The 13,564-nt window shown below is 63.1% G+C and carries 13 protein-coding genes; 10 read left to right on the top strand and 3 right to left on the bottom strand.

Going from position 1 to position 13,564, the window contains the following annotated elements; all coding sequences use genetic code 11:
• Window positions 1–74 precede the first annotated feature (74 nt).
• Together hflX and FXY94_RS00285 are read left to right on the top strand one after the other, a co-directional pair.
• The gene (hflX, locus tag FXY94_RS00290; protein ID WP_084813966.1) at window positions 75–1,499 is read left to right on the top strand and encodes a GTPase HflX; all 1,425 of its coding nucleotides are present in this window, start codon (window positions 75–77) and stop codon (window positions 1,497–1,499) included.
• Window positions 1,496–3,541: an ATP-dependent DNA helicase gene (locus FXY94_RS00285; RefSeq protein WP_016663005.1), complete on the top strand. Its 2,046-nt coding sequence runs from the start codon at window positions 1,496–1,498 to the stop codon at window positions 3,539–3,541. Before hflX ends, FXY94_RS00285 begins: the two co-directional genes overlap by 4 nt.
• Here FXY94_RS00285 and lexA read toward each other — a convergent pair.
• Entirely contained in the window at window positions 3,538–4,206 is a 669-nt protein-coding gene (lexA, locus tag FXY94_RS00280; RefSeq protein ID WP_016663004.1) for a transcriptional repressor LexA, read from the bottom strand. The two genes, FXY94_RS00285 and lexA, sit on opposite strands and share 4 nt — an antisense overlap.
• Before the next feature lie 178 nt (window positions 4,207–4,384).
• Here lexA and FXY94_RS00275 point away from each other — a divergent pair, with 178 nt between their 5' ends.
• Both FXY94_RS00275 and nrdR read left to right on the top strand, forming a co-directional pair.
• Window positions 4,385–4,732, top strand: coding sequence for a LysM peptidoglycan-binding domain-containing protein (locus tag FXY94_RS00275; RefSeq protein ID WP_016663003.1), 348 nt, complete (start codon window positions 4,385–4,387; stop codon window positions 4,730–4,732).
• 48 nt (window positions 4,733–4,780) lie between these two features.
• Complete coding sequence (nrdR, locus tag FXY94_RS00270) at window positions 4,781–5,233, top strand: transcriptional regulator NrdR (RefSeq protein ID WP_034370179.1); 453 nt, start codon at window positions 4,781–4,783, stop codon at window positions 5,231–5,233.
• Between the two features lie 290 nt (window positions 5,234–5,523).
• Here the strand turns inward: nrdR and FXY94_RS00265 are convergent, their stop codons facing one another.
• Window positions 5,524–7,764: a HelD family protein gene (locus FXY94_RS00265; RefSeq protein ID WP_016663001.1), complete on the bottom strand. Its 2,241-nt coding sequence runs from the start codon at window positions 7,762–7,764 to the stop codon at window positions 5,524–5,526.
• 238 nt (window positions 7,765–8,002) lie between these two features.
• Between FXY94_RS00265 and FXY94_RS00260 the strand changes: the two genes are divergently transcribed.
• Window positions 8,003–8,209 (top strand): cold-shock protein, encoded by a 207-nt coding sequence (locus FXY94_RS00260; protein ID WP_016663000.1) that lies wholly within the window; start codon window positions 8,003–8,005, stop codon window positions 8,207–8,209.
• Between the two features lie 51 nt (window positions 8,210–8,260).
• Here the strand turns inward: FXY94_RS00260 and FXY94_RS00255 are convergent, their stop codons facing one another.
• Window positions 8,261–9,109: a spermidine synthase gene (locus tag FXY94_RS00255; protein WP_016662999.1), complete on the bottom strand. Its 849-nt coding sequence runs from the start codon at window positions 9,107–9,109 to the stop codon at window positions 8,261–8,263.
• A gap of 63 nt (window positions 9,110–9,172) precedes the next feature.
• On the opposite strand from FXY94_RS00255, the gene FXY94_RS00250 reads away from it, so the two are divergent.
• From FXY94_RS00250 to rsmH, 5 genes are all read left to right on the top strand, one after another.
• Window positions 9,173–9,619 carry a hypothetical protein gene (locus FXY94_RS00250; RefSeq protein WP_016662998.1) on the top strand — a complete coding sequence of 149 codons (447 nt, stop codon included), beginning with the start codon at window positions 9,173–9,175 and terminating at the stop codon, window positions 9,617–9,619.
• A gap of 38 nt (window positions 9,620–9,657) precedes the next feature.
• On the top strand, window positions 9,658–10,899 hold the full coding sequence (dinB, locus tag FXY94_RS00245; protein ID WP_016662997.1) for a DNA polymerase IV: 1,242 nt from the start codon (window positions 9,658–9,660) through the stop codon (window positions 10,897–10,899).
• 121 nt (window positions 10,900–11,020) lie between these two features.
• Window positions 11,021–11,431: a DUF3040 domain-containing protein gene (locus tag FXY94_RS00240; protein ID WP_016662996.1), complete on the top strand. Its 411-nt coding sequence runs from the start codon at window positions 11,021–11,023 to the stop codon at window positions 11,429–11,431.
• Window positions 11,432–11,996: 565 nt separating this feature from the next.
• Window positions 11,997–12,428, top strand: a complete 432-nt coding sequence (gene mraZ, locus FXY94_RS00235; protein ID WP_016662995.1) for a division/cell wall cluster transcriptional repressor MraZ — start codon at window positions 11,997–11,999, stop codon at window positions 12,426–12,428.
• 162 nt (window positions 12,429–12,590) lie between these two features.
• The gene (gene rsmH / locus FXY94_RS00230; RefSeq protein ID WP_016662994.1) at window positions 12,591–13,562 is read left to right on the top strand and encodes a 16S rRNA (cytosine(1402)-N(4))-methyltransferase RsmH; all 972 of its coding nucleotides are present in this window, start codon (window positions 12,591–12,593) and stop codon (window positions 13,560–13,562) included.
• Window positions 13,563–13,564 lie beyond the last annotated feature (2 nt).

The following is a 13,564-nucleotide window of genomic DNA, read 5'->3' as shown; positions in this document are numbered from 1 at the left end:
TCGAGACATCACACGCAGCACCGCAGGCAGCGGAGCCCGAGAATGCGGGAAGCGACGCCCGCGAATCCTCGATTATGCAGCGCGTCCTCTCACGCGGCGACGCCTCGATCTCGGCGACAACGTATGAGAGCGATGCCGACGGCGACCAACTCGATCTCGCCGAGCGCCACTCTCTGCGCCGCGTCGATCAACTTCGCACCGATCTCGAAGACGTCACCGAGGTTGAATACCGCGAGCTTCGACTTGAGAACGTCGTGCTCGCGGGGCTTTTCACGACCGGCAACGTCGAAGACGCAGAAAACTCGATGCGCGAGCTCGCAGCGCTTGCCGAGACTGCGGGCTCACGCGTTCTCGACGGCGTCATGCAGCGCCGTGCCCACCCCGACCCTGCCACCTTCCTCGGTTCGGGCAAGGCGAAGGAACTCGCCGAGATTGTGGCCGACCTTCGTGCTGACACCGTGATCTGCGACGGGCAGCTTGCCCCTTCGCAGCGCCGCGCGCTCGAGGACATTATCAAGGTCAAGGTCATCGATCGTACGGCCCTCATCCTCGACATTTTTGCCCAGCACGCAAAATCCCGCGAAGGTAAGGCCCAGGTCGAGCTTGCGCAGCTCGAGTACCTCCTGCCGCGCCTGCGCGGTTGGGGCGAGTCGATGTCGCGCCAGGCGGGTGGCCGCGTTGCCGGTGGCGCCGGGATCGGTTCCCGCGGCCCCGGCGAAACGAAAATCGAACTAGACCGCCGCCGCATCCGCACGCGCATGGCTAAGCTCAGGCGCGACATCAAGGCGATGGCCCCCTCGCGCGAGGCCAAACGCGCCGACCGCAAACGTCACAACATTCCCTCTGTTGCGATTGCCGGATACACCAACGCCGGGAAGTCCTCCCTGCTTAACCGTCTCACTGGGGCCGGCGTTCTCGTTGAAAACGCCCTGTTTGCGACACTCGACCCAACCGTGCGCAGGTCCGTGACGCCCGACGGTCGCGAATTCACGTTTGCGGATACCGTCGGATTCGTGCGCTCCCTTCCCACCGAGCTCGTGGAGGCCTTCCGCTCAACCCTCGAGGAAGTCTCCGGGGCGGACCTCCTCCTGCACGTCGTCGATGCCTCCCACCCCGATCCCGAGGGGCAGATTCGCGCTGTACGCGCCGTTCTCGCTGATATTGAAGGCTTCGACGTGCCAGAAATCGTGGCTCTGAACAAAGCGGATCTCGCGAGTCCCGAAACGATCGCGCGTCTGCGCTCGCAAGTGGAACACGCGGCCGTCGTGTCGGCCCGCACGGGTGAAGGCATCGAGGAGTTGCGTGCACTCATCGCCGACATGCTCCCGCGGCCCTCGGTCGACATCGATGTCGTCGTGCCCTACACGCGCGGCGACCTCGTCTCGCGCGTGCACACTCAGGGCGAGCTCGTCAGCGAGGAATTCCTCGCTGAGGGCACGCGCCTCGTGGCACGCGTCGACGAAACTCTCGCTTCCGAACTCGCCGCCGCGCGCCAGTGAACGCATCAGGCACGGACCTCGACCAGCTACTCGCGACAGCGGTCGCCGCAGTCGGCGGCGCAGATCGCCCGGGGCAGCGGGCCATGGCTCACGCCATCGAGCGAAGCATCGAGCTGCGCCGCCACCTCCTCGTGCAGGCAGGGACGGGCACGGGCAAGTCCCTCGCATACCTCGTTCCCGCCCTCAAACGCGCGATTGATCGCGGCACCCCCGTCGTCATCACGACCGCGACGCTCGCGCTGCAAAGCCAGATCGTCGCCAAGGACCTCCCTCGCATTGTTGAAGCCCTCGGGACGAAACTCGAGCGTGTGCCGAGCTTCAGTCTCCTTAAGGGGCGCGGCAACTACGTGTGCCTCCACAAGCTGGAGGGCGGCTATCCCGACGAACTCGAGGAAGGTTCACTCTTCGCCGAGGCTTCGGTCACGGGAGTCAAGCACGACTCCGAACGACTCGGCGCGCAGGTGCAGAGGCTGCGCGAGTGGGCGCAGACGACAGATACGGGTGACCGCGACGATCTCGACACCCCGGTGTCGGACCGAGCGTGGCGCCAGGTCTCCGTGACCGGCTCCCAGTGCATTGGCTCTTCCTGCCCATTCCACGACGAATGCTTCGCGGAACGCAATCGCGCACTCGCGCGCGAGGCCGACGTCATCGTGACAAACCATGCGCTCTACGCCATTGACGCCTTCGACGGGCACGGGATCATCCCCGAGCACGATGTCGTAGTCATCGACGAGGCCCACGAGTTTGTTGACCGCGTGACGTCCTCGGTGACCGAATCGCTGCATCAGGGCGCGATTCGCGGCGCCGTTCGGGAGCTGAGGAGCCTCGGCGTGAGCGCACTTGAACTTGACGATGCGGGAAGTGCCCTCCAGGAAGCTCTCGCCCCGCTCCCCGACGGGAGGGTGCGTGGCGAACTCGAAGCCCGGCTGCGAGACACTCTCGCGGCGATCCGCGCCGAAGCTGAGTCGGCACGCGAGGAAGCCAAAAATGCCGGTGATAGCTCCGATGCGACGACTGCGGGGGCGCGCACATCCGTGCGTGCAAAGCTGCAACAAATCATCGACGTGTGCGAGAGATTGCTCGCGCCCCACGAGGACGATGTCGTCTACCTCAATCACAGCGAAGCCCTCGGCCGAACATTTATCGACGTCGCTCCACTCAGCGTCGCTGGCCTCGTGAAAACCCGGATCCTCGATGAGCGCACATCGATTTTTACCTCGGCGACGCTCACGTTCGGCGGCCGGTTTGAAAGCGCCGCGTTCTCTTTCGGGCTTCGCGCTGACAAGCATGCCGAGCCTGAAAGCGACGTTGGTGCCACTCGAAGCGAGGATGCTGTGCGCGAGTGGTGGTCGGCCCTCGATGTGGGCTCTCCCTTCGCGTACGCCCAGCAAGGGATTCTCTATGTCGCCTCGCATCTTCCCGCCCCGGGGCGCGAGGGTATCTCGAGCGCGACACTTGACCACATCGTCGAACTCATTGACGCCGCCGGAGGAGGAGCGCTCGGACTCTTCTCCTCCCGCCGAGCGGCCGAGGAGGCGGCGGAGTATGTTCGACGGATGACCGGGCGCACGGTGCTCCTGCAAGGAGAGGATTCGAACGCGGCGCTCGCTTCGCGATTCCGACAGAGTCGTGACACCTGTCTGTTCGGGACGCGAACGTTTTGGCAGGGCATTGACGTCGCCGGCGAGGCCTGCCGCCTTGTGCTCATTGACAGGATCCCATTCCCTCGGCCCGATGATCCGCTCGCTTCAGCGAGACAAGAGAAATACGCCCGACTCGGGCGCAACGGTTTCTACGAGGTAGCCGTTCGACAGGCGGCACTCAGCATGGCGCAAGGAGCCGGGCGACTTATCCGCGCCGAGAGCGACCGTGGAATGGTAGCGGTGCTTGATTCGAGGCTCGCGACGAAGTCCTATGGAGGCGTGATTCGCCAGGCAATTCCTCCGCTGTGGACGACGCGCGATAGCGCCGTCGCGCTTGCCGCACTCGAGCGACTGCGCACAGAGCTCGCTGCGCCACCGCATCCAGGCAATCTCTAGACCGCGCGGAGAACCGCCACGACTTTGCCGAGGATTTCGGCTTCGTCGCCAAGGATCGGTGTGAAGGCAGGGTTGTGGGGCATGAGCCACACGTGCCCGTCGCTTCGTGCGAAAGTCTTCACTGTCGCCTCGCCATCGATCATGGCCGCGACAATCTCGCCTTTTTCCGCAACCTTCTGCTGGCGGACGACGACCCAGTCGCCGTCGCAAATGGCGGCATCGATCATCGAATCACCCTGAACCTTGAGCAGGAAGAGTTCGCCATCGCCCACGAGCTGGGTCGGGAGCGCAAAAACATCTTCTACCTGTTCCTCAGCGGTGATCGGCACGCCGGCCGCGATCGTGCCCACGAGTGGGACATTGACGGCGGGCGAGCCGGGTGCTTCGAATTCGCTCGGGAGCGGCTCGCCTTCCTCATCTGCTTCCACGAGCCAGAGCGTGCGGGGGCGTTTCGGATCTTTGCGGATGTATCCCTTGCGCTCGAGTTCCGAGAGTTGGTGGGAGACCGACGACGGTGACTGGAGGCCCACTGCTTCGCCGATTTCGCGCATCGTGGGCGCGTAACCATTTGCGCGGATGGAGCGGGCGATCGTCTCAAGAATGCGTTGTTGGCGTTCGGTGAGGGCGGGGGCGCCAGCTGAAGAGCCGTGAGCTGAGGGTGCCATGCGCCGTTCCTTTCGGTGGGGCGAGTTTAAATGTCTCACCCCCGTTGTTGAGTTGAGGCGTACCTCAAAGGTACCGGAACAGAACGCTTGTTCCAAACATGTGTTCGAAAATGTCTTGACTTTTTCGAACAGATGATCGTACGCTCGTCATGTCGTCAATCGAACAAGGATTCTAAAAATGACTACTTCTACGTGTAGCACTCAGCCGGTTCGAAAGAATGTTCGCCTTCGTCTTACTCGCCGCGGCCGCATCGTCGTGGCATCGCTCATTGCGCTCGTACTCGCTGCTTCGGCAATCGTTGCCGGCGTTGTCTTTTTCTCGCCTGCGGCGGTCGCGGGTGCTGAGGGAGCCGTGTCGTACACGACCGTTCAGGTCGAGGAGGGGCAGAGCCTCTGGAGCATTGTCTCGGCTAACGCGCCTGCAGGCACCGATGTTCGCGACTATCTCATGCTTGTCCAGGACGTCAACGGTCTCGATGGCACCGTGATTCACCCGGGTCAGGAGCTCGCGCTGCCCACGCTCTAGCGGGTAGGGCCTCGGAGTATGAATGGGGTGCCCTGGTAGAATTTCGGGGTGCACTGCCCTTTTTGTAGGAATGAAGATTCGCGCGTCGTGGACTCGCGTACAGCCGACGACGGCATGACCATCCGCCGCCGTCGGCAGTGCCCTGCGTGCAATAAGCGATTCTCGACTACGGAATCAGCCTCGCTCGCGGTCCATAAGCGCTCTGGCGTGAGTGAACCATTCTCGCGATCCAAGGTGATTTCCGGCGTGCGTAAAGCATGCCAGGGCAGACCGGTGACAGACGACCAACTCGCGGTCCTCGCGCAGCGCGTGGAGGAGGCGATTCGTCTCAAGGGTGTGTCGGAGATCGACGCCCACGACGTAGGCCTCGCGATTCTGCAGCCGCTCAAAGAGCTGGACCTCGTCGCCTACCTTCGTTTCGCGAGCGTCTATCGCGGATTCGACTGCCTTGAGGACTTTGAGTCGGCCATCGAGGAACTACGAACCGAGGGCGAGAAGTAGGGCGCTGCACCCCTGTGGGGCGAGTTGAACGAGCCGAAGGTTGATCGGCGATGCGCGTTTCCTGCCCTGACCTCAGCAGCCAGGGCTTCCGCCTTTTTCCTCCGGAGCAGGCAAGGATCTGGCGGCATGACCCCTTGCTGGAGAGATTTTGAGAAAAGTGGTCGGAGGCCCTCGAGAAACACTGTATGATTTTCTTGGCCGATGGTCGCGGAGGGGAAGCCGCGGCCATCGGTTCTTTCATGCCCCCGCCAAAGCGGGCGCTTCCGCCAGAGCCCAGAAGCCGCCGGGCCCTACGCGCCTAATCCGGCGGGGAGATCTCCCGAATAGACCACGCTGAGCGCCTGAGTCGGCCGCGTGAGCGCGACGTACACATCGTTAGCGCCGCGAGCATGGCTCGTGAGAATCTCGGCGGGGCGCACGATGACGACCGCGTCGAACTCGAGTCCCTTGGCATCTGTCGGAGTCATCACGGAAACTTCTCTGTCCACACCGATCGAACCACGGCCCACTGCCGAGGCGCCGAATACGGCTGAAGCTCCCGCCAAGAGGGCATCAAGATCCTCGGTGAGGCAAAGGATCGCCACGCGGCCCTGCGTGAGGTCGGCAAGCGTGCGCGCCTCGTTAACTGCCTCCTCGATGACCCTGTCGGCACGTGTGTGCCGGAAACGTACGTCGTGTTCACCTTCGCGCACGCTCCTGACCTCCGTCACTCGCAAGCCGTGTGCGGCAGCGAGTGCGGAGGCGTGACGCATGATCCGCGACGGCGTGCGGTAATTGACGGTGAGCTCCTCGATGCTGGCCCGATCCTCAAGAAAAGGCGAAAGTGCGTGATCCCACGAGTCGGCGCCGGAGACCGAGGAGGTCTGCGCCACATCGCCCACGATCGTGAACGATTTCGTGGGGTTTCGACGCATGAGTGCACGCCACATCATCGGCGAGAGCTCTTGTGCCTCGTCGACCACGATGTGGCCGTAGGTCCAGGTGCGATCCGCTGCGGCTTTCTCGGCGAGGGAGCGGCTGTCGCGCCGTGCGCCAACCTGAGCGGCGAGTTCAGCTGCGCTGACGATCCCCTCGGAATCAATCATGGACAGCACCTTTTCGGCATACTCGAGGTTTGAGCGTTCGGTGGTGCGAGCCTTGTCCTTCTCGCGCTGCGTGGCGGTGTCGTCTTCACCGAGGAGCTCCGCGATTTCGTCGAGGAGGGCGACGTCTTCGATCGTCCACTCGGCGTCCTTCGAGCGGTGAAGAAGCTTGATCTCCCGCGCGCTCATGTGGTCGCCCGCCGCGTGAACCAGCCGCTCGATGCTCGCGAAGAATGAACGGGCGAAGGATTGCGGGCTGTATGGCAGCCAGCACCGGTTGAGGGCGACTTTGACGTCGTGGTTCGTTCGCAGATCGTGGAGGAGATCCGCGCGGTCCTCCTCTGCCCACGGGCGTTCGAGGCGCGTGAGCTCGGCGACATAGGCCTCAACGAGGCGGTCGAGTGCGGCGCGTACGAAGGTTGTGCGTGCATGGTTGTGCGGCCTGCCCGTCGCGCGGGCCTCCGCGCGCGCTGCACGGACATCGCCCGGAGTGAGAGTGATGTGGACCCCGTCGATATTGAGGTCGATGGGGCCTTTGGGAACTTGCTGGCGCGCCTTGACGGCACGGCGCAGAACCTTTGCCATCGCGAGGGACCCTTTGACGCGGGCGACGTCTTCGCGATCGTGTGTGTCTGCCCGCACGCCCGGAACGAGTTCGCCCGGCGTGAGGGTGACGACGCCTGTTTCGCCGAGGCTGGGCAACACGCGCTCGATGTAGCGCAGGAAGCCGCGCGTGGGGGCAACGATGAGAACGCCCGAATGCTCGAGCCTCTTACGGTGCGTATAGAGCTGGTAAGCCGCGCGGTGGAGGGCGACGGCAGTCTTGCCGGTGCCGGGGCCTCCCTGCACAACGAGCGCGCCGCGTGTTTCGTGGCGGATAATGCGATCTTGTTCGGCCTGGATTGTCGCGATGATATCGCCCATGCGGCCCGTGCGTTTCGCGGAGACCGCCGCAAGGAGTGCCCCTTCTCCCTGGAGGCTCGAATGGTGCTCATCTGAGTCGAGGAGCGTGCCGTCGAGAACGTCGTCTTCGATATCGGTCACGGTGCGTCCCGAAGTGACGAGGTGCCGACGCAAGCGAACGCCCTGCGGGTGCCTCGGCGTTGCCTGGTAAAACGCGGCGGCTGCGGGGGCGCGCCAGTCGACCAGGAGTTGGGTGCCTTCAGCGGTGAACACGCCGATGCGCCCAATGTAGTGCCGGGTGGCGTCGGACCTGTCGAGCCGGCCAAAAATAGCGTTCTCTGAGACGGACCTCAGCAGCCCGATCCGATCCTCGTAGAAAGTCGCGAAGGAGTCTCGCTCGCTGCGGTTTTGGTGCGTGCTCGCCGTCTGGGCGCTGATGACGTCAGTGAGTTGCGTTTCGAGGCGTGCGATTTGTTCGTCGATGCGTGCGTAGACTCGGTCGGCGTAGCGCTGCTCGAGGGCGATTTGCTCGTCAGAGGAAGCCACGTTGGGTCCTTCCAGGATGGGTCACGATTCGCTTGCGTCCCTTCGCGGGAGGCGGAAGCGACATTCCATTATGGTCGCTTTTCATGTGCGTTCCAACCCGGTGTGCGCGCTCGCGTGGCCAGCAGGAATCCGCTCGACACGCTGAAGGGAAACTGGGCGCGCGAACATCCAGCGTGGAATGATGGTACCTGCGCGTGTTTTCGCGCAGTTTGGTACGAGTAGTTAGGGGAGTCCACGCATGGCACAGGGCTCAGTTAAATGGTTCAACGCCGAAAAGGGTTTCGGCTTCATCGAGGTTGATGGTGGCGGCGCTGACGTGTTCGTTCACCACACGAGCATTGACATGGACGGTTTCCGCACCCTCGATGAGGGCCAGCGCGTCGAGTTCGAGGTTGTCGACGGCGACAAGGGCCCGCAGGCCGCGCACGTTCGTTCGCTCGCGTAGGTTCGCCTCGCTAGGCTTTCGTTCCGCACCCGTGCAGGGTGCGGAACTTTTTTAATGTCCGACGGTGGCTGCGCTCGCATCGCCTCCGAGCTCAACAACGCTGCCGCCACTGGCGAGTTTGTCGACGGTCTTTTTGTCGAGAGTGCGCACTGTCACCGCGTCGGTTCGAATCGCTCTGCGGGCATCGTCGCTGAGCCCGCCGGGCGCGTAGACGGCGATGCAGTTAGAGCGGCGGCGTTTCTTGATGGCGCTCGGTTCCGCGATGAGCTCGATCTCGCCGAAGACTTCGCGCAGCGTGACGATCTCATCGGCGAGTTCGTGCTGGTCTCGGTCCATGGCGATGTTGGCGAGAAACATGCCGTCGTCGTTGAGTATTCGGCGCTGTTCGCGTGCTGCTTCGAGGCTACGCATGGCGAGGGGCGTGCGGGAGTTGGAGAAGACGTCGCGTATCACTACGTCGAAGCGTGCCGTGCGCAGTGTGGGAAGGACGGCGAAGGCATCTCCCTCGCGAATGGCGACGCGAGGCGAAGGGGGAAGGTCGACCCATTCGCGAACGAGGTTGATCAGCTTCGCGTCGAGTTCGATGACGGAGTTTCGGGAGGCGGGGAAATGATGGGCGAGAGCACGGGGGAGCGAGGCGGCTCCGCCGCCGAGGTGGGCGATGTTCAGTGCCGTCTCACTGGGGTACGTCGTCGTCATAATCAGGGCGATCCACCGCATGTATTCGAAGACGAGGTGCTCGGGATCGGGGTGGATGTGGGAGCTTTCCATGCCGTCGATGATCACGGTGTAGGAGCCGTCTGTTTCGGGTTCCAACCGCACGACTGAGTGGCTGGTGGGAATGTCCTCGAAGAAGGGGAGGTGGAGGGGGAGCCGGTTCGATCGACGGTTGCGTGCCATGACTCGAGTTTAAATGTCTCACCCCCTTCCTATCGTCGTGAGTGTCGAGAAAGGGGAAGAATCATGACATCGACCATGACAGTGGCAGCGCCGGCGGCGCTGCGCGAAATTCGGGACCTTAACGCGGATCTGGATCGTCTGGAAGCCTTCGAGGCCGAGATCCACGCGAGCCTCGATGAGGCAGGCGTGAGCGCCGCTGAACGATTCGAGCGCGTCCACCGCGCAGCGCTCAAGATTGCGGGGCTCGCGATTCGCCGAGCAAACACTCAAAGGAAACGCAAGCTGCCCCTGAACGTGTGGGTGGCGCTTGAGCGCATGGGCGGAATGCACAGGGCGCGCGCACGGGAGGCGGCGCGTTTTGTCGAGCTTCGCCGTAGCGCGGAGCACTACTGGGAGCACACGAGTCGAATCTCCGAGCAGGACGTGCAGGAGCACGCGGAACAGACCCTCGCCTATGTTCACTCGGTGAAGGAGGAGCTCCTCGGGCTTGAGGCTCTTGCCGCTGCCTGACCGCGTAGGCTTAAGTATCAAGCGTTGGGAGGTGCGGCATGGACGGTGAGCCGTGGCAGCGCGCCATCGCGCATGTCGACATGGATGCCTTTTTCGCCTCCGTCGAAGTTCGCGACGACCCGCGTTTGCGGGGCCGCCCCCTTGCGGTTGGTGGCGATGGGCCCAGGGGAGTCGTCGCGACCGCTAGTTACGAGGCACGCCGATACGGGGTCCACTCGGCGATGCCCATGAGCCGCGCGCGTGCACTGTGCCCCGATCTGATTGTTTTGCCCGGTCGGCACGCCCACTATCGGGACGTGTCCGCGCAGATCATGGCTGTTCTCGACCGGTTTACGCCCCTTCGGGAAGCGGTAAGCGTAGACGAGGCGTATCTCGATATCTCCGGGGTGCAGCGCCTGCTAGGGGAGCCGGCAACGATCGCGAGAGACATCCGCCAGGCTGTATGGGACGAAGTCCACCTGACCTGCTCCGTGGGCGTTGGTATCTCAAAATCCGTCGCGAAGATCGCGTCCTCGCGCGCCAAGCCCCACGGCATTGACGTCGTTGAGCCTGAACGCACGGCTGAGTTCCTTGCGCCGCTTCCGCTTTCCGCCATCGGTGGCGTGGGCCCCGTCGCGCAGAAGAAATTCACGAACCTCGGTGTGGTCACCGTCGGAGATCTTGCGGCCCTCCCTCCGAGCGTTGTGAACAGAGCCGTGGGCTCCGCCGCCCCCGCGCTGCTTGCGCTCGCGCGCGGCGAGGATCCGCGTCCCGTCGGCGCGAGTGCGAAAGATAAGAGCATCGGAAAGGAGCGTACGTTCTCGACCGATATCGCTGATCCCGTGCGGCTGCGCTCGATCGCAACGAGCATGGCTGACGAAGTCTCGTTCCGATTGCGCAGGCGGGGCCTGGCCGCGAAGAGCGTCTCCATCAAGGTTCGCCGCCCCGATTGGTCGAGCCTCACGAGAACGGGTAGCTTCCCCATTCCGGTTCAGGAGAGCGAGGAGTTTCGTGAGCGCGCCCTCGTCGTGTGCGAGCGTGCTCTCGAGGGGGTGGGTGCCGTGCGCCTTCTCGGGGTGCGGGCCGAGCACCTCGTGCCTGCCTCGAGTGTGCATGCGCAGGGTGATCTCGAAGGGCGATCGGCGACGTGGAGCGATGTGGATCGGGCGATGGACCGTGCTCGTGAACGCTTCGGCGTCAGGTCGCTCGCCAGAGCGTCCGGGCTCGACAAACGTGACCTTGAGGCGAAGGACGGCACGGATGCGGGCACAGGCGAGACGCGAGGCGGGGGCTCTCGGTAGCAGTGCGTTTTCCGAATCTCAGGTTTGCTGCCTACACTGAAGGCACGACGATCCGCCGAGCAGCGCCCCTCACTCTCGTGCGTGGATAGGGCCTACTTTGTCTCGGTGTAAGGAGGCACCAATGCCACTTTCCGAAAAAGAGCAGAGGATCCTCGACGAGCTCGAAAAGCAGCTCTCGAGCGATGACCCCACGCTTGCGCACCAGTTCGGTGGGGCTGAAAAGTCGTCGTCGTTTAGCCCGCGCCGCATCGCGCTCGGTGGTGGCATCATCGTCGGTGGTCTCGCGCTTCTGATTTTTGCGGTGTCGCTGCCGGCAGTGTGGCTCGGTGTTCTTGCCTTTATCGTCATGGTCGTTGGGGCATTCGTGTGTCTTTCAGCGGAAAAGCCAAAGACCATTCCCCTCGATGACCCTCGACGGATGCACCCGTCCTTCACGCAGGGAGTTGCGGGGAAGAATTCCAAGGGGTCTCAGCAGTCGAGCTTCATGAAGAAACTCGAAGATCGCTGGGACGAACGCGGTCGCGACCGCTAGCGTTTCCCGGGCGCCGTTGCCCGGATCGTCCTGTAGGAACCGGCTTCACGAAAGGGAAGCCGGTTTATTTGTGTAGGCAAGCGCTAGCGATAAAGGAAACCGGCATCGTCCTTCGATCCCGGCTCTCTACTGCATTCCTTAGGTTCTAAGTCCTAGAGCGTGCTTCCCTCGCCCTTGACTTTCCACTGCCTCCTCCACTTCCCTCCACTCTCCCCACTTTCCTCCACCCGCGTTGCCCTCCAGGATCCTGCGACCTTGGTGCGACGGTGCACTCTTTGCGCCAATTAGCTGTTCTGAACAGGCATTTTGTGTGTAAATGCGTCTCGGTCGGTGTCGCGCAATTTCCTTGCGGGTAGTGCGGTGAGTCTGGGAAAACCCTCCGATTTTGGGTGCTTGAAGAGCTGTGCGGGGAATCTCCTCCACTTGCCTCCACTGCCATGAACTGCAGTTTTATGCCGATTTCGTGACAAAGTGGGGGAGGGGGTGTTGTTTGTGGTGGGAAGTGGGGTAAAGTGGGGGCGTAAGGAGAGGTCCACCCGAATTGAACGGGGGAATGGAGGTGCCCATGTTTCTTGGCACCTTCACGCCCAAGCTCGATGACAAGGGGCGGCTCATCTTTCCGGCAAAGTTTCGTGACCAGCTCGCGGCTGGACTCGTCATGACCCGCGGCCAGGAACACTGCGTGACGGTGTATCCCATGCGTGAGTTTGAGAGTCTCCACGAGCAGTTGCGGCAGGCGCCGGTCACGAGCAAGGACGCGCGCGATTACCTCCGCGTGCTCCTCTCGGGAGCGGAAGACGTCGTGCCGGATAAGCAGGGGCGCGTGACCATTCCTTCGCACCTTCGCTCGTATGCGGGACTCGATCGCGAATGCACGGTTATTGGTGCCGGTAATCGCATCGAGATCTGGTCGAGCGAGGCGTGGGAGACATATCTGGGACAGACCGAGGAGGCCTTCGCTCAAACGGCAACCGAAATCGTTCCAGGTTTGTTCTAGACGACGTGCCGCGAGGCATCTCTTCGCTTGCGCCCCGACGCATCTTCCCCGGTGGCGGGACGCAAGCGAGGAGATGTCTGACGGTATGACGTCACCCGCGAAACGACCACGACATCGGCGCCGCAACGGCGAAAGTAAGCGAAGCGCGAAGGGAGGCACGGCATGGACGCATCCCAGCTTCACGCACCCGTCATGCGCGAGGAGTGCCTCGAACTCCTTCGACCGGCGCTTGAGCGGGAAGAATCCACCTACGTGGATTGCACCCTTGGAATGGCTGGCCACGCCTGTGCGGTGCTCGAAGCCTTCCCGCATGCGCATCTCGTCGGTATCGACCGCGACCGCGCCGCGCTTGGTCTCGCGCGTGAGCGGCTCACGAGCGAAGGCTTCGAGGGGCGTTTCACTCTCGTACACACCACGTACGATCGCGTTGCCGACGCGCTCGCACACGCGGGGCGCGATAGGGCCGACGGCATCCTCATGGACCTCGGGCTCTCGAGTTTTCAGATTGATACGCGCGAACGCGGGTTTGCATACAGCGCAGATGCCCCGCTGGATATGCGTATGAACCCCGATGGAGATGCGCTCACCGCGGCGGACATCCTCAACACGTGGTCGGAGCAGGACATTGCGAACATCCTCTACCGCTACGGCGAAGAAAAGTTTTCCAGGCGCATCGCGCGCACGATCGTGAAGGAACGAGCGTCGGAACCCTTCGAGCGCTCCCCTCAGCTCGTCAGTGCGATCGAAAAGTCCATTCCCGCGAAGTCCCGCCACTCAGGCGGTCACCCGGCCAAGCGCACCTTCCAGGCGTTGCGCATCGCCGTGAATGAGGAACTCGACATCCTGCACGGCGCGCTCGACAACGCTCTCGCGGCCCTCGCGCCGGGAGGGAGGCTCGTGATCGAGTCGTACCACTCTCTCGAGGATCGAATGGTCAAGGAAGCCTTCACCGCGGCGAGCTCGTCGAAGACCCCCGAAGGATTGCCCGTCGACCTCGCTCAGTTTGCCCCCGATTTTTCGCTCGTGAAGCGTGGCGCCATGAAGGCGCCAGCGAGCGAGCAAGAAACCAACCCCCGTTCCGCAAGCGTGCGTTTGCGCGCCATTGAACGCATAACACCACCGGAGATCTCATAGCT

Origin of the sequence: Dermabacter jinjuensis (assembly GCF_902381725.1) — a bacterium.
Classification (GTDB): domain Bacteria; phylum Actinomycetota; class Actinomycetes; order Actinomycetales; family Dermabacteraceae; genus Dermabacter; species Dermabacter hominis.
This window is presented reverse-complemented; position numbering and strand designations above follow the sequence as displayed.